Raw genomic sequence first — 14,389 nt, 5'->3', positions numbered from 1 at the left:
GCTCAGCGCATGGTCAGCCCGCGGCGGGTCAGGACCCGGCGCTCGAGCGGCGCGAAGAGCAGCAGCTCGATCGCGACGCCCACGACGAGGATCAGGGTGATCGAGGTGATCACCAGCGACATCTGCGACAGCTCCCGGCCGACGTTCAGCAGCTGGCCGAGGCCCTGACCCAGCGCGGGTGAGTAGGTGATCAGCTCGGCGGCCATCAGGGAGCGCCAGGCGAAGGCCCAGCCCTGGCGCAGACCGCCCAGGTACCCGGGGAGCGCGGCGGGCAGCAGCACGTGCCGGATCCGGCCGGCGGCCGACAGCCCGAGCACCCGGCCGACCCGGTCGAACAGCGGCGGGACCTGCTTGAGCCCGCCCAGCAGGCCGTTCGCGATCGACGGGACGGCGCCCAGCAGGACCACGGTGTAGATCGCCGCGTCGGACAGCTGGAACCAGATGATCGCCGCGGGCACCCAGGCCACCGACGGCAGGCTCTGCAGGCCGCTGACGATCGGCCCGACGGCCGCGCGCAGCCATCGGCTCGCCCACATGGCCAGACCGAGCAGGGTCCCCAGCACCAACGACATGGCGAACCCGATCGCACCCCGGCTCAGGCTCGTCCAGATCGCCTCCGATGCCCGGCCGCTCAGGACGTTCGTCCAGAACGTCTCCGCGACGTCGGCGGGTCCGGGCAGGGCGTAGGGCGGCTTGACCTCCGCCACGTACGCCAGCTGCCAGACGCCCACGAGCAGGGCGAGGAAGACGATCGGCGGCAGGACCGAGCGGACGAAGCGCCGGCCGAGCCCCGGCCGGGGCGGCAGCTGCGGGCCCGCGTCGAGGGCGTCCAGGCCCGCGACGACGGCCCGGTCGGCGGCGGACGCGACGTTCGGGTCCGCCGCGTCCGCCCGCATCCCACGGGAGGAGAGGTCAGTGACCATGGCGGCTGATCTCCTGGTGCAACTCGGAGGTGATCTCCGCGGCGAGCGCCCCGACCGCCGGGGACTCGATGGTCCGGGGGTGCGAGATGTCGATCTGCCACTCCCGGACGATGCGGCCGGGGCGCGACCCCATCAGCACCACCCGCTGCCCCAGTTGGACGGCCTCGCGCACGTTGTGCGTGACGAAGACGATCGACAGGCCCTGCTCGCCCCAGACGCGGGTGAGCTCCTGGTGCAGCACGTCCCGCGTGATGGCGTCCAGCGCGGCGAACGGTTCGTCCATCAGGAGGACCGAGCTGTCCTGGGCCAGGGCGCGCGCGAGGGCGACCCGCTGCCGCATCCCGCCCGACAGCTCGTGCACCCGCTTGCCCCCGTGACCGTCGAGGTTCACCAGGTGGAGCAGCCGGAGCGCCTCCTGCCGGCGCTCACCGCGGCCGACCCCACGGGCCCGCAGGGCCAGTTCGACGTTGCCGGCCGCGGTGAGCCATGGCAGCAGTGCCGGCTCCTGGAACATCAGGGCCGGTCGCCGGGCCGTCACCTCGATGTGGCCCGCCGTGGGCTGGACGAGTCCGGCGATCAGGTTGAGCAGCGTGCTCTTCCCGCAGCCGGAGGCGCCGAGCAGGCAGACGAACTCTCCCGGGGCGACGGTGAGATCCACGCCCTGCAGGACCGGGGGCCCACCCCGCTGGAAGAGCTGGGAGACGCCGTCCACCTGCACCGCGGGGCGCACCGCCTCGGCCGGCCGTGGGGCCTGCTCGAGAGGCGGTGCCTCCGTCAGCGACCGGGTGCTCATGCCGACCTCCTGCTGGGAGCGAATGGTGCTGGTCATCAGTCCTCCCCGAGCCCGCCGGCGGACACCGGGTCGAGGCCGGCGTCGGCCAGGATCGCGTTGAGCGGCCGCAGGTCGTAGATGCCGGCGAGATCCACCTCGTTCTCCGTGGTGCCCGCGGCGACCCCGTTCTCGGCGGACTTCTCCAGCGCCGAGGCGATCGGGTCGTAGGTCACCGACAGCTCGCCCCACGCACGGTCGAGCACCTCGGCGCCCAGCGGTGAGCCTCCGGCGGCCTCCAGTCCCGCGTTGACGGAGGTCGTCGCGGCCGCGGCGTCGCCCGAGGCGAGCTCGACGGCACGAACGTGCCCGCGGAGCAGCGCGGCGACGGACTCCGGGTACTGCTCGAGGAACTCGGTGCGGACGACGAGGTGCGTCGTCACGAACTCGCCGTCGGGCCAGAGGTCGCGCTCGTTGACCAGCACGTGGCCGCCGCCCTCGAGCACCAGCCGGGAGGCGAAGGGCTCGGGGAGCCAAGCGCCGTCCAGCTCGCCGGCCGAGAACAGGTTCAGGACGTCGCTGTTGGCGGTGGGCGCGATCGTCACGTCACCCCCGCCGTCGACGCTGTTCTCGAGCCCCTGCTCGGTCAGCCAGGTGCGCAGGGCGACGTCCTGGGTGTTGCCGAGCTGCGGGCTGGCCAGCGTGGCGCCCTCGAGGTCCGCGGGGCCGTCGATGCCCTCGCGCACCACGAGCTGGGCGCCGCCCGACGCGGCCCCGGCGATGATGCGGATGGCATCCCCGTTGCTCTGCCCGTAGGCGTTGACCGTGGGGCTGGGGCCGATGTACGCGGCGTCCAGGGCGCCGGCGAACAGCGCCTCCACCTCGTCGGGACCGGCGTTGAAGACCTGCGTCTTCAATTCGGTGTTCCCGAGCTCGTCGGCCAGGTAGCCCTCCTCCACGCCGATCAGCGCGGCGGCGTGGGTGACGTTGGCGAAGTAGCCCAGGCGGAGCTCGCCGGCGGCGCCGCCGGTGTCAGCGGAGTCCGCGGCGCTGCTGCTGCCGCAGGCGGCCAGGACGGCGGCCACCGGCAGGAGGGCGAGCAGCGCGACGGAGCGATGGACGGTGCGGGGGGCGGTCGTGCGGTCGTTCGACATGGGTCCTCGTCGGTACGGAGGCACACGGACGACGACGAGGGCTTCGGGGGCGCGCGCCGACGAGCCGCGCGCCCAGGATGGAAGAAGGGGGCGGCGGTCAGATCGGCATACAGAGCGCGCTGCTCAGCAACCCGTGGTCCAGGTGGCGGCGAGCCACAAGGAGGGGCAGCGGAGGCATGCGGGAACTCTAACCCACACCATCCCTACCGAGTTAGTGGGGTATCGCTCATTCCCGAGTTCGGCTCCCGCGACGGGTTCAGGGGTCCTGCGGCAGGTGCCCGAGAGCCACCAGGAGCCGCCGGAGAAGGGCGGCCAGCTGCTCACGGTCGGCGACGGGCAGCCCCTCCAGCAGCTGACGCTCCGTCTCCAGGTGATCGGGCAGCGCGGCGTCCAGGGCGGCCCGCCCGGCGTCGGTGAGGGTGACGACGACCGCCCGCCCGTCGTCCATGCTCCGCTCCCGGGTGATGAGCCCCTTCTCCTCCAGCCGGTCCAGCCGCTGGGTGATCGCGCCGGACGTCACCAGCGCCGTCCGCATGAGGGCGGTCGGCGTCAGCTGGTACGGGGGGCCGGCTCGCCGCAGCGCCGCCAGGACGTCGAAGGAGGGGGCGTCGAGTCCGTGCCGGGCGAACGTGGCCCGCTGGGCGAGGTAGACCTCCCGCTGGAGCTGGGTGATCCGGCCGATGACGCCCATCGGGGAACAGTCGAGGTCGGGCCGCTCCCGTCGCCACTGGTCGAGGATCTGGTCGACGGCGTCCTCGATGTCGCTCACGAGTCCTCCTCGCCGGCCCTCGTCGGTCGCGTCCGCGGCGCTGCTGTGTTCCTCGGGGAGCTCGCAGGCTCGCTCACGTCCCCTCCTCCGCGTCGGGCACGGGCACCGAGGCGAGGTGCTCGGCGAAGGTCCGTGTCGGCCGGCCCAGCAACGCCTCCAGCACGCGGGGAGAACCGGTGAATCCGTGCGCCCGGTAGTGATCGAACATCACCCGGCGGCAGTGCGCCGGATAGTCCGACGCCGGGGGGACCGGTCCGCCCGGTTCGGCGTCCACGGCCGTGACCGCGCGGCCCAGCCGGCCGGCGAGCAGCTCGGCGATGCGAGGGGCGGTCAACCGCTCCGGGCCGACCGCCTCGAAGGTGCCCCCGTCCAGCCCGTCCTCGGTCAGGAGGACGACGGCCGCGTCGGCCACGTCGCGGAGGTCGACCAGCGACTGGGCCGCGGTCAGCCCCCACGGACTGCGGAAGAGCCCGCCGGACGCCACGTCGGCGAGCTGGCCGTCGAGGTTGTCCGCGTAGGCGCACGGTTGCAGCACCCGCCAGGCGAGCCCGCTGGCGTCGAGCGCCTCCTCGACGCGGTCCTTGGCGGCGTGGTGCGGCATCGACCGCGCCTGGGGCCGCAGCACCGAGTGGTAGACGAACCGGCCGATCCCGGCCTGCCGCGCCGCGGCCAGCAGCGCGGTCACGCCCGCCGCCTCATCCGGGTCGAAGTTGGGCCAGATCAGGTAGAGCGCCTCGGCTCCGGCGAGCGCCACCTCCACCGAGACCGGGTCCCGGAGGTCGGCCGCGACCACGTCGGCGGCCAGCGCGGTCAGCTCGGGCCGGTCCCGGCTGCCGGTCACGACGGCGCGCACCCGGTGGCCGCGGGACCACAGCGCCCGGACGACGGCGGCCCCGGTCTGCCCGCCCGCCGCCGTCACCACGATCACAGCGGTAGCTCAGCAGTGAGAGATCTCCCCCGTCAAGGCGACCGGGCCTGCGCGGAACTTTCGGTACCGGAATGCCGCCGGTTCAGCGGATCCTGGTGCTCAGCCGCACGGTCAGGCCGGCATCGGTGGGCAGCACGTCGACGTGGTCCCACAGCTTCCGGGCCAGCCAGAGGCCCATGCCCCCGAGTGAGAGGTCCGGGCCGTGGGCGGGGGCGAAGCCGGAGAACGGATCGCTGTAGGTGGTGCCGTGGTCGCTGATGAGGCAGACCAGCCGGTTCCCCTCCGCCCAGACCCGCGCCGACACCGGCCGCACGCCGTGACGGAAGGCGTTGGCGGCGATCTCACTGGCGGCGAGGTGCAGGTCACCCTGCTGGTCGCGGTCCGGGACGAGGGAGGCGATCACGGCGCCCAGGGAATGACGCAGGCCGGCCAGGGTCGGGGCGTCGTCCACGGCGAAGACCGGTTCGCCGTCCTCGACCGGCTCCCGGGGCAGGGGCAGGGAGGGGACGTAGGTGCGGGGGTCCTGGAAGGCGCCGCTCCCCCTCCACGCCGTCCCTCCGACGAGCTGGGGGTGGGTGGCCGCGGCGCTGGCGATCACCGGGGCGGGCAGCCGCCGCCGGTCGTACAGGCACAGCGCCGAGACCGGGGCGCCGGCCATGAGGCGGTTGTAGACCGACTCGAAGCGCTGCCCCTCGCGCCAGTCGGCCGGCTCGTCGCCGAAGTCCACCTCGGCGACGACGCGCAGCCGGCCCGACCCCGCGGCCATGGCGCGCTCGAGGTACCGGCTGCACATCGTCAGCGCGTCCGGCGCCCGGGCGCCCAGCAGACTCATCCGCTGGTCGGACACGACCGCGGAGGACTGAGCGCCCAGCTCCCGGCAGAGCAGCGCGACGGTGTCCTCCGGACACGTCAGCGCGACGAGGTCGCCGTCCCGCAGGCCCGCCTCGAGAAACGGAAGGGCCGCCGCGAGCAGCTCGGTCTCGGAGCCGACGACGGCCGCACCGTGGCTCGGGGAGACGTCGTCGTGATGCGCGGCGGCGGCGGACGCGGGCATCGTGGACCGCGGCGACCAGTCCCCTGCCCGTCCGTCCACCCGGCTCCTCGACGTCGCCCGGCCGATCTGCTTCAGCCGGATGCCCCGGCCATTCTGGGACATTCCACCCGCGGACCCCGCACCGGGCCCTCCCCGCGTGTCAGCCGCCTAGGGGCAGCCCGCGGCGCGCGCGGCAGGACGCCGAGCCGAGCCAGGTGTGCGGAGCACCCTGGTAGCACCACCCGAGCCGGGGCCGGCGCTCGCTGACCCACAGGGCGGGGACCCGCTTGTCGCCCGCCCGGGAGCCGAGCAGTGAGAAGCAGTTGCGGGTCCGCAGCACGCCGTGGTCGGACACCAGGACGGCGAGCCCCTCGGCGATCGTGAGCGGCGACCGGCCGGCAGCGGTGAGCCGTGGCAGGACCTCCGCGGGCGTCAGGTTCAGCGTGTCCGGGCCCGGGTCGACGTCGTGCAGCAGATAGGGCGTCGAGGGGACGTCGAGCTCCGGCAGCGGGCGGAAGCGGGCCAGGTCGTCGGGCTCCATCGTGGTGAAGCCGGCGCCGCCCGTGCCGTGCACGGTCTCCAGCACCGGCGCCACCGGCAGGTCGGGGACCACCACGACGAACGGGATCCCGGTGCCGTCCTCGGCGGGGGGCGGGAGCAGGTCCCGCAGCGGCTCGAGCCGGGCGCGGAAGCACGACACCGAGAGGTCGAAGTGCTCGGGCAGGCCGGTGGTCACGAGGGCGTCGACCTGCCGGTCGAACTCGAGCTCGGCCTCGGTCGGGACGGCGACAAGGGGTAGCGCGCTCATGTGGTGCCTCTCGTGCGGGCCGCGCCGTCGGAGAGAGCTGGCGGGGCTGGCGACGATCGGCGGCCCTCAGGATCCCCCTGGCCGCCGGCCCACGAGTGTATTCAGCTGCGTGCGGTCGGGGCCGCCGGCCACGCCGACCTCGTCGATGTCCACGGCTCCGCAGTCCAGGCCGCGCACGACGACGGAGGCGAGCGCCCGCGCGGTCGCCGGTTCGTCGAGGATGCCCGCGCCGGTCCGGTCCAGGTACGCCGCCAGGCGGCCGGCCGCGGAGGGCAGGGCGGCCCGGAAGAAGGCGTAGGTGGCGACGTAGCGGGTGACCAGCTGGGCCGGGTGCAGGTCCCAGCCCTGATAGAAGCCGCGCTCCAGCGCGCGGCGCACCAGCCCGGCGTGCAGCCGCCAGGCCTCGTGCACGTGCTCGCGCGGACCGACCGGGAGCACGTTCGTCGAACCGTCCACCGCCCGCGCCCCGGTGCCGGCGACGGCGACCTGCATGAGCTGCTTGGCGAAGTCGGCCGCCGGGTGGTCCGAGGACTGGTGCGCGGCGGCGATCCCGAGGGCCGCGCTGTAGTCGTAGGTGCCGTAGTGGAGGCCGGTGAGGCGTGGGCCGGCCGCGTGCACCATGCGGGCCAGGGTCGCCACGCCGTCCGGGCCCAGGACCGCCTGCGGCGTCTCCACCTGGAGCTCGAGTGCGAGCGCGACGCCGTGCGCCGCCTCGAGCGCGTCCAGCACCGGCAGGAAGGCCCGGACCTGCTCGACGTCGGTCACCTTCGGCAGCGTGACCACGATCCCGCTTTCGGTACCGGAAGCGGAGGAGTGGCGGCCGCTCTCGGTACCGAAAGCGGAGAGGAAGAGGTCGAGGCTGCGGACGCCGCGGCGGCGGGTGGGCTCCTCCAGCGACTTGGCCCGGATGCCCAGGGACGGCGGCGCGCTGCCGGCCGCCCGGTCGGCCGCCACGGTCGCCGCGGCGCGCCGGACGTCGTCGTCCTCGGCGTCGGCCGCTCCGCGGTAGCCGTCCTCGGCGTCGACGCGGAGGTCCTCGATCGGCTCGGCGGCGAGCTTGCGCCGGACCCGCGGCAGCACGTGCTCGACCAGGGCGGGGTCGAGCCCGAGGTCCGGCAGGCCGTGCTCGTCGAGGGCGGCGAGGGCCGCGGAGCCCCAGGCCCCGGCCAGCCCCGGGACGACGGCGTCGGCGGGGACGTAGCAGGTGTGCAGCGGCTGCCGCGCCGGCCGCTCCCCGGGATACGCCGCCAGCCGGGCGGCGTCCACGGGCGCGAGCCGACGGTCCAGCTCGGCGAGGACGGCCTCGTCCATGCTCACGCGCCGTCCTCCCGATCGTGCTGCGCAGGCCCGGGAACCCGGGAGGCTGGCATCCTCTCACCGTGGCCGCCCTCGACGACTTCAACTCCGACCCCGCGGGGACGGTGGCCGAGGCCCTCCGGACCTGCAACGCCGCTCCCCGCTTCGCCGCCGAGGTGCTGGCCGGGCGCCCGTACCCCGACACCGAGGCCGTGGTGGCCCGCGCCGAGCAGGTGGCCCGGGCGCTGCCGTGGGGGGAGGTCACCCTGGCTCTGGCCGCCCATCCCCGGATCGGCGACCGGGTGGCCGGCGCCTCGGCCGAGGCGGAGGCGTCGCGGCGGGAGCAGAGCGCCATGTCGGACGCCGACGCGGAGGTGCGGGCAGCGCTGGTCGAGGGGAACCGGGCCTACGAGGACCGCTTCGAACACGTCTTCCTCATCCGCGCCGCCGGGCGGTCTCCGGAGGAGATGCTCGCGGAGCTGCGCCGGCGGCTGGGCAACGACGTCGAGTCCGAGCGCGCCGAGGTGATGGAGCAGCTGGCGCAGATCACCGGGCTCCGCGTGAGGGGACTCGTGACATGAGCGTTTCCACGCACGTGCTGGACTCGGTGGCGGGCCGCCCGGCCGCCGGGATCGCCGTCCGGCTCTTCGTGGGCGAGGACCTGCTGGCCGAGGGGGTCACCGACCGCGACGGCCGCGTCCGGCTGACCGAGGACGCGACCGCCGTAGGCACGCACCGGCTGGTGTTCGCGACCGGCCCCTGGTTCGCCGAGCAGGGCCGCGACGCCTTCTACCCGGAGGTGTCGCTCGCCTTCGTCGTCCACGAGCCGGCCGAGCACCACCACGTGCCGCTGCTCCTGGCGCCGTTCGCGTACTCCACCTACCGCGGCAGCTGACGCAACAGACGTTCCACGTGCAACAGTGCGCGGCATGGCGATCGTGCTCGGACCGAACCAGTACGGAAAGGCCGAGGTCCGCGTCGTGGCGGTGGACCGGAGCACCCCGCGGCACACCCTCGTCGAGCTGAACGTCAGCTCCAGCCTCCGCGGCGACTTCACCGCGGCGCACACCGCCGGCGACAACGCCCACGTGCTCTCGACCGACGCCCAGAAGAACACCGTGTTCGCGTTCGCCCGGGACGGCGTCGGCTCGCCGGAGGAGTTCGGCCTGCGCCTGGCCCGGCACTTCGCCGGCTCCTACGACTGGATCACCGGGGCGCGGGTGGCGGTCGAGTCCTTCGACTGGGAGCGCATCTCCGTCGGGGGGCAGCCGCACGAGCACTCGTTCCGGCGGGCCGGCGGCGAGGTGCGGACCGCGGTCGTGACGGTGGACGGCGACGAGGTCCACGTCGTCGCCGGGCTCACCGACCTCGTCGTCCTCAAGACCACCGGCTCGGAGTTCTGGGGCTTCCCCCGCGACCGGTACACGACCCTCGCCGAGACCCGCGACCGCATCCTCGCCACGGCGGTGACGGCGCGCTGGCGGTACACCGGCACCCCACCGGACTTCGGCGCGGCGTTCGCGAGCGTCCGCACGGTGCTGCTCGAGACGTTCGCGACCACGCACTCGCTCGCGCTGCAGCAGTCCCTCTACGCGATGGGCGAGGCGGTGCTCGCGCAGCACCCGGACGTCGCGGAGATCCGGATGTCCATGCCGAACAAGCACCACTTCCTGCAGGACCTGTCGGCGTTCGGCCTGGACAACCCCGACGTCGTCTACCACGCCGACGACCGCCCGTACGGGCTCATCGAGGGGGCGGTCCTGCGGGACGACGTCCCTCCGGCCGAGGTCGCCTGGCAGGGCACTCCCGGCTTCTGCTGAGCCCCCGAGCCAATCCGAGCCCTAGCCTGCGGAGCCCTCGATCCCGATGCCGCCGAGCACCACGGTGGCGTAGATCCGCAGGTCGGCGCCGTGTGCGTCGTGGGTGCGCTGGACGGTCCCGTCGGAGCCGATGCCCCCCACGCCGCGGAACTCCCACCAGACCCGCCAGCCGGCCGGCACGCGCACCGCCATCCCGGCCATCAGCACGTGCACCGTGAGGTCGATGCCGGTCGGCGGCTGCGGGATCCCGGTCAGGTCGATCTCCGCACCCGACATCGCCAGGTCCACGCGGAGTCTGCTGAGCTGCGGATTCGTGGGCCGCAGCTCCAGCCCGGAGTGGGTGAGCGTCCGGCGGATGCTCAACGAGGTCTCGTCGCCCTCGTTCCGCCGCCAGGCGGTTCCCCAGCCGACGAGTGCCACCAGCGCGTGGAATGCGAACACCCCGACCAGCCAGGGCAGCGCCCTGCGAACCGGGCGGGGAAGCGGTCGGGACGTCGTCATGGGCCCACCATGCCCTCCTCGCATGCCGCTGCCCAGGGCTGTCACCATTCCGGCCGTGACCGACGAGCGGGAGACGCTGACCTACGAACTCTTCGGGACGGCGGCCCGCGAGCTCGCCGAGCAGGTGGCCGACGACGGCTACGAGCCGGACCTGATCCTCTCCATCGCGCGGGGCGGGCTGTTCCTGGCCGGCGCCCTGGGTTACGCGCTGGACGTGAAGAACCTCTTCGTGATGAACGTGGAGTTCTACACCGGGGTCGACCAGCGGCTCGACCTGCCCGTGGTCCTCCCGCCCACCCTGGACCAGGTCGATCTCACCGGGGCGAACGTGCTGGTCGCCGACGACGTCGCCGACACCGGCAAGACGCTCGAGCTCGTCCGCGACTTCTGCGCGGGCTACGTGGCCGAGGTGCGGACGGCGGTCGTCTACGAGAAGCCGCAGTCGGTCGTGACGTGCGACTACGTCTGGCGCCGGACCGACCGGTGGATCGACTTTCCCTGGTCGACGCTGCCGCCGGTCGTCCGCCGCAGCGACCGCCCCGCCCACTGACTCCCCCGGCCATCATCCGGCCAAAATGGCCATTTTGGCCGCGGGGGGACCGTCGAATGGCCGCACCGGGTGCCGGACATGAAAGCGGCGGCGGTGGGAAGCCCCCCACCGCCGCCGCTCCTCAGGTCGCTCCGATAGCGCGTCAGTACCGGAATCTCGCGACCGAGCTCTGCAGCGAGGTGGCCATGCGGGCCACCTCGTCGATGGCCGCCTGGGCGTCGCCCATGGCCCGCGTGGTCGAGCCGGTGGCTGTGGCCACCGCCTCGATGTTGTCGGCGATCTGGTTGGCCGACATCGCCGCCTCGGAGACGTTGCGGTTCATCTCCGTGGTGGTCGCGGTCTGCTCCTCCACCGCCGCGGCGATGGTGCCCTGGGAGTCGTTGATCAGCGCGATGATCGAGGAGATCTCGCTGATAGCGGTGACCGCGCCCTCGGTGTCGGTCTGGATGGCCTGCACCCGGGCGGTGATGTCCTGCGTCGCCTTGGCGGTCTCCTGCGCCAGCTCCTTGACCTCGTTGGCCACGACCGCGAAGCCCTTGCCGGCCTCCCCCGCCCGAGCCGCCTCGATGGTGGCGTTCAGCGCCAGAAGGTTGGTCTGCTCAGCGATCGAGGTGATCACCTTGACCACGCTGGCGATCTCGAGGGAGGACTCCCCCAGCTTGGCGACCGTCGCCGTCGTGGCGTCCGCCGCGCCGACCGCCTGGGCGGCGACGCGGGAGACCTCGCTGGCGTTCTGGGCGATCTCGCGGATGGAGGAACCCATCTGCTCGGACCCGGCGGCGACGGTCTGCACGTTGGTCGACACCTGCACGGCGGCGGCGGCCACGATCGAGCTCTGCGTCGAGGACTCGTCGGCCAGCCGGGCCATGTCCTGCGCGGAGGCGGAGAGCTGCTCCGTGGCGGAGGCGAGGGTGGTGGAGCTGTCACCGATCGCCGCCATGACCGTTCGCATGTTGTCCATGGACGTCTCGAGCGACGCGGCCATGCGGCCGACCTCGTCCTTGCTGTCGACCCCGGGCGAGCCGGTCAGGTCGCCGTCGGCCAGCCCGTCGATGACGGCGGCGACCCGGCGGAGCGGGCGGACGACGGAGCGGGTGATCACCCAGCCGAGCAGCCCGAGCACCAGCAGCGCGACCACGGCGACGATCACCAGGACGGTGATCGCGGTGCTCTGCTGCGCCTTGCTGTCCTCCGCGGCGGCATCCGCGTGCGAGGCGATGGCATCGCTGACGACGGGCAGCGCGTCCTCGAGGGCCGAGAAGGCCTCGAGGAACTCCGGGTAGGACTCCTCGGCCGCGGGGCCGTTGGTCCCGGCCAGCGCGACCACCCCGTCGGCGGAGGCCAGGTACTCCTCGACCACCGGGGAGACCTCCTCGACCGCCGTGTCGACGTCGGCACCCAGGTCGTCGGCGAGGATTGCCTCGAGGAGCTCGCGGAAGCGGCCCGAGTGCTCGCCGAGATCGGCGACCGCCGACTGGTAGAGCGGGCCGGAGTTCTCGAGCAGGGCCTGCAGGACGTCCCCCCGGACGGCGTCGTGCATCATGTCGGCCTCGAGGGCCTCGGCCGTGGCGTGCGTCGTGTCCAGCAGGACGTCGGTGCGCTTCTCGGCGCCGTGGAACTCCTCGACGGCCACGACCGCCAGGACCCCCAGGGACAGCCCGCCCGCGGCCACGAGGGCGGTGAGCTTGACGCCGAGGGGGCGGTCGGACCAGACGTTGCGTGCCATGGGAGCTCTCCAGCGCCAGGGGCCACCGGTGGGGGAGGACCACCGTTCAGCGCTGTCTTCGGTCCAAGGCTTGAGTCACTACACTTGAAATCTGCAATTCCTGTGGTTCTTTTCGTTCCGGGATCGGCCCCGGATCCGGTAAGTCCTCTCGCCCATTCCCTGCGCGGCCGAAGGACTTATCATCAGACCAACGGTTCCGCCCGTTGGGCGGCGGGCATCCCGGCCGCCCGTCAGCGCCGGGTGGAGACCGTCACCGTGAACTTCGGCGTCCGGTCGACCACATGGGTGGGTCCGACCAGCCGGGTCAGCGTCGGCTTGTGGCGCAGCGCGGAGTTGTAGACGGTCCAGAGCTCCCCGCCCGGCCGCAGCACCCGCCCGGCGGCGGCGAAGAGCCGGTCGGCCGCCGTCGGAACCACCGCGGCACCCAGGTGGAAGGGCGGATTGCAGACGACGAGATCGACACTGCCGTCCGGGATCGACGCGGCGGCGTCGTCGCGGGTCACCCGGATCCGGTCCCCCAGGCCGTTGACCGCAGCGGTCGCCGTCGCCGAGGCCACGGCTGCCGCGGACTGGTCGACGGCGAGCACGGCGAGGCCGGGCCGGCTCCTGGCCAGGACGGCGGCGAGCACGCCCGTCCCGCAGCCCAGGTCCAGGGCGGTGCCGGCGGACGGCGCCATGCGGTCCACCGAGCCCAGCAGGGCGCGGGTGCCGATGTCGATCTTGGTGCCGGCGAACGCGGCGCCGTGCGCGCAGACGGTCAGCCCGAGATCGGCGTGCTCCTGGCGCCGGGGGAAGGACGACGAGCCGGGGCGGGGGCCGCGCGCGACGAGCACGCGCGACTTCTGCCGCGCGAGCGTGGCCGAGACGTCGGTGAAGGAGGCCCCGAGGACGTCGTTCATCGCGTGCGTCATGTGCTTGACGCGACCGCCGACCAGCAGGGTCACGTCGGGGGCCGCCGAGGCCGCGACCACCTCGGCGATCTCGCGCAGGGCCTCGAGCCCCTTCGGCGCCTGCACCAGCACCACGCGGGCGCCGTCCCCCAGCTCGGGGCCCAGCGGGAGCTGCCGGTAGCAGCCGGCCAGGCCGGTGCGCTCGGCGTTGCGCGCCAGCGCCAGCTCGCCGACCAGGAGGTCCTGGTGGACGCGCACGTCGGCGTTCCGGTGCAGTGCCGCGGCCCCCAGGGTGAGCGCCCCGTAGTTGTCGTCGACGACGGCGACCTCACCCGGCCGGCAGGTCACGAGGAGGTCGGCGGCCTCGTCGAGCAGCAGGCGGTCGGTGGCGTCGACGGCGACGAGGTCGGGCGCCTCGACGTCCGGGGCCCGGCGGAGCCGGTCGAACAGGTCGACGGCCGACATGGCCGTTTCGGCCGTCGAGGGGTCAGACACCCGGGAGGCCGACCGGGCAGGAGACGCCCGTCGAGTGCACCGGGCAGTAGCCGTGCGGCACCTTGTAGAGGTACTGCTGGTGGTAGTCCTCGGCGTAGAAGAACTCGCCCAGCGGCGCGATCTCGGTGGTGATCTCGCCGTAGCCGGCCGCCGTCAGCCGCTCCTGGTAGGCGTCGCGGGTGGCCCGCGCGGCGGCCTCCTGCTCCGGACCGTCGACGTAGATCGCCGAGCGGTACTGGGTGCCGATGTCGTTGCCCTGCCGCATGCCCTGCGTCGGGTCGTGGTCCTCCCAGAAGACCTTGAGCAGCTGCTCGTAGGAGATCACCGCGGGGTCGAACACGACCAGGACCACCTCGGTGTGCCCGGTGCGCGCCGAGCAGACCTCCTCGTACGTGGGGTTCGGCGTGAACCCACCCGCGTAGCCCGCGGCCGTGGAGTACACGCCCGGGGTCTGCCAGAAGACCTTCTCCACGCCCCAGAAGCAGCCGGCGCCGAAGACCGCCGTCCGCATGCCCTCCGGGAAGGGCGGCTGGATCCGGTTGCCGTTGACCGCGTGCACCTCGGGCACGTGCGGCAACGCCTCGGAACGGCCGGGGAGGGCCTGGTCGGCCGACACCGGCTGGGACTTGGACCGGGAGAACAGCATGGTCCAAGCCTAGGCCCGAGCCGCAAGCCGGTTGCGTGCCACCGACCGGCCCCGGACGGCGGCCCGGATCCCCGCCGGGCA

General features: G+C 73.6%; 16 protein-coding genes. 4 read left to right on the top strand and 12 right to left on the bottom strand.

From position 1 onward, the window contains the following. Positions 1-2: 2 nt before the first annotated feature. From E4P39_RS15985 to E4P39_RS15950, 8 genes are all read right to left on the bottom strand, one after another. The gene (locus tag E4P39_RS15985) at positions 3-923 is read right to left on the bottom strand and encodes an ABC transporter permease (RefSeq protein WP_245159882.1); all 921 of its coding nucleotides are present in this window, start codon (positions 921-923) and stop codon (positions 3-5) included. Next, positions 913-1,752 (bottom strand): ABC transporter ATP-binding protein, encoded by an 840-nt coding sequence (locus tag E4P39_RS15980; RefSeq protein WP_245159881.1) that lies wholly within the window; start codon positions 1,750-1,752, stop codon positions 913-915. The genes E4P39_RS15985 and E4P39_RS15980 overlap by 11 nt, the downstream gene beginning before the upstream one ends. Next, positions 1,752-2,846 (bottom strand): ABC transporter substrate-binding protein, encoded by a 1,095-nt coding sequence (locus E4P39_RS15975; RefSeq protein ID WP_135137558.1) that lies wholly within the window; start codon positions 2,844-2,846, stop codon positions 1,752-1,754. Before E4P39_RS15975 ends, E4P39_RS15980 begins: the two co-directional genes overlap by 1 nt. A gap of 256 nt (positions 2,847-3,102) precedes the next feature. After that, complete coding sequence (locus tag E4P39_RS15970; RefSeq protein WP_245159880.1) at positions 3,103-3,615, bottom strand: MarR family transcriptional regulator; 513 nt, start codon at positions 3,613-3,615, stop codon at positions 3,103-3,105. A gap of 73 nt (positions 3,616-3,688) precedes the next feature. Then, positions 3,689-4,543 (bottom strand): NmrA family NAD(P)-binding protein, encoded by an 855-nt coding sequence (locus E4P39_RS15965; protein ID WP_135137557.1) that lies wholly within the window; start codon positions 4,541-4,543, stop codon positions 3,689-3,691. Positions 4,544-4,625: 82 nt separating this feature from the next. Further along, positions 4,626-5,636, bottom strand: coding sequence for a sensor histidine kinase (locus E4P39_RS15960; protein ID WP_167761897.1), 1,011 nt, complete (start codon positions 5,634-5,636; stop codon positions 4,626-4,628). 100 nt (positions 5,637-5,736) lie between these two features. After that, entirely contained in the window at positions 5,737-6,384 is a 648-nt protein-coding gene (locus tag E4P39_RS15955; RefSeq protein ID WP_135137555.1) for a DUF5701 family protein, read from the bottom strand. Between the two features lie 66 nt (positions 6,385-6,450). Further along, a complete protein-coding gene (locus tag E4P39_RS15950) occupies positions 6,451-7,695 on the bottom strand; it encodes an aldolase (protein ID WP_135137612.1) in 1,245 nt (414 codons plus the stop codon). Positions 7,696-7,763: 68 nt separating this feature from the next. Between E4P39_RS15950 and uraD the strand changes: the two genes are divergently transcribed. Genes uraD through pucL form a run of 3 tightly spaced genes read left to right on the top strand, consistent with a single transcriptional unit; the run spans position 7,764 to position 9,500 of the window. Beyond that, positions 7,764-8,261, top strand: coding sequence for a 2-oxo-4-hydroxy-4-carboxy-5-ureidoimidazoline decarboxylase (gene uraD / locus E4P39_RS15945; RefSeq protein WP_135137554.1), 498 nt, complete (start codon positions 7,764-7,766; stop codon positions 8,259-8,261). Continuing rightward, positions 8,258-8,575 carry a hydroxyisourate hydrolase gene (gene uraH / locus E4P39_RS15940; protein ID WP_135137553.1) on the top strand — a complete coding sequence of 106 codons (318 nt, stop codon included), beginning with the start codon at positions 8,258-8,260 and terminating at the stop codon, positions 8,573-8,575. The genes uraD and uraH overlap by 4 nt, the downstream gene beginning before the upstream one ends. A gap of 34 nt (positions 8,576-8,609) precedes the next feature. Continuing rightward, on the top strand, positions 8,610-9,500 hold the full coding sequence (gene pucL / locus E4P39_RS15935; protein WP_135137552.1) for a factor-independent urate hydroxylase: 891 nt from the start codon (positions 8,610-8,612) through the stop codon (positions 9,498-9,500). Between the two features lie 21 nt (positions 9,501-9,521). On the opposite strand, the gene E4P39_RS15930 is transcribed toward pucL, so the two are convergent. Then, positions 9,522-10,001 (bottom strand): hypothetical protein, encoded by a 480-nt coding sequence (locus E4P39_RS15930; protein ID WP_135137551.1) that lies wholly within the window; start codon positions 9,999-10,001, stop codon positions 9,522-9,524. A gap of 55 nt (positions 10,002-10,056) precedes the next feature. On the opposite strand from E4P39_RS15930, the gene E4P39_RS15925 reads away from it, so the two are divergent. After that, a complete protein-coding gene (locus E4P39_RS15925) occupies positions 10,057-10,551 on the top strand; it encodes a phosphoribosyltransferase (RefSeq protein WP_135137550.1) in 495 nt (164 codons plus the stop codon). Positions 10,552-10,693: 142 nt separating this feature from the next. On the opposite strand, the gene E4P39_RS15920 is transcribed toward E4P39_RS15925, so the two are convergent. From E4P39_RS15920 to msrA, 3 genes are all read right to left on the bottom strand, one after another. After that, positions 10,694-12,277: a methyl-accepting chemotaxis protein gene (locus tag E4P39_RS15920; RefSeq protein WP_135137549.1), complete on the bottom strand. Its 1,584-nt coding sequence runs from the start codon at positions 12,275-12,277 to the stop codon at positions 10,694-10,696. Positions 12,278-12,507: 230 nt separating this feature from the next. Next, complete coding sequence (locus tag E4P39_RS15915; protein WP_245159879.1) at positions 12,508-13,662, bottom strand: methyltransferase; 1,155 nt, start codon at positions 13,660-13,662, stop codon at positions 12,508-12,510. After that, complete coding sequence (msrA, locus tag E4P39_RS15910) at positions 13,655-14,308, bottom strand: peptide-methionine (S)-S-oxide reductase MsrA (RefSeq protein ID WP_135137548.1); 654 nt, start codon at positions 14,306-14,308, stop codon at positions 13,655-13,657. Before msrA ends, E4P39_RS15915 begins: the two co-directional genes overlap by 8 nt. Positions 14,309-14,389 lie beyond the last annotated feature (81 nt).

Origin of the sequence: Blastococcus sp. CT_GayMR19, assembly GCF_004570385.1 — a bacterium.
In the GTDB taxonomy this organism is placed as follows: Bacteria; Actinomycetota; Actinomycetes; order Mycobacteriales; family Geodermatophilaceae; genus Blastococcus_B.
The sequence above is the reverse complement of the archived record's forward strand: the minus strand, read 5'-3'. Positions and strand labels throughout refer to the sequence as shown.

What these genes read in the sequence shown, in the direction of transcription:
- E4P39_RS15950 (WP_135137612.1), bottom strand. Translation starts at nt 7,695, where the DNA reads ATGGACGAGGCCGTCCTCGCCGAGCTGGACCGTCGGCTCGCGCCCGTG.
- pucL (WP_135137552.1), top strand. Translation starts at nt 8,610, where the DNA reads ATGGCGATCGTGCTCGGACCGAACCAGTACGGAAAGGCCGAGGTCCGC.
- msrA (WP_135137548.1), bottom strand. Translation starts at nt 14,308, where the DNA reads ATGCTGTTCTCCCGGTCCAAGTCCCAGCCGGTGTCGGCCGACCAGGCC.
- E4P39_RS15930 (WP_135137551.1), bottom strand. Translation starts at nt 10,001, where the DNA reads ATGACGACGTCCCGACCGCTTCCCCGCCCGGTTCGCAGGGCGCTGCCC.
- E4P39_RS15980 (WP_245159881.1), bottom strand. Translation starts at nt 1,752, where the DNA reads ATGACCAGCACCATTCGCTCCCAGCAGGAGGTCGGCATGAGCACCCGG.
- E4P39_RS15920 (WP_135137549.1), bottom strand. Translation starts at nt 12,277, where the DNA reads ATGGCACGCAACGTCTGGTCCGACCGCCCCCTCGGCGTCAAGCTCACC.
- E4P39_RS15985 (WP_245159882.1), bottom strand. Translation starts at nt 923, where the DNA reads ATGGTCACTGACCTCTCCTCCCGTGGGATGCGGGCGGACGCGGCGGAC.
- E4P39_RS15955 (WP_135137555.1), bottom strand. Translation starts at nt 6,384, where the DNA reads ATGAGCGCGCTACCCCTTGTCGCCGTCCCGACCGAGGCCGAGCTCGAG.
- uraH (WP_135137553.1), top strand. Translation starts at nt 8,258, where the DNA reads ATGAGCGTTTCCACGCACGTGCTGGACTCGGTGGCGGGCCGCCCGGCC.
- E4P39_RS15975 (WP_135137558.1), bottom strand. Translation starts at nt 2,846, where the DNA reads ATGTCGAACGACCGCACGACCGCCCCCCGCACCGTCCATCGCTCCGTC.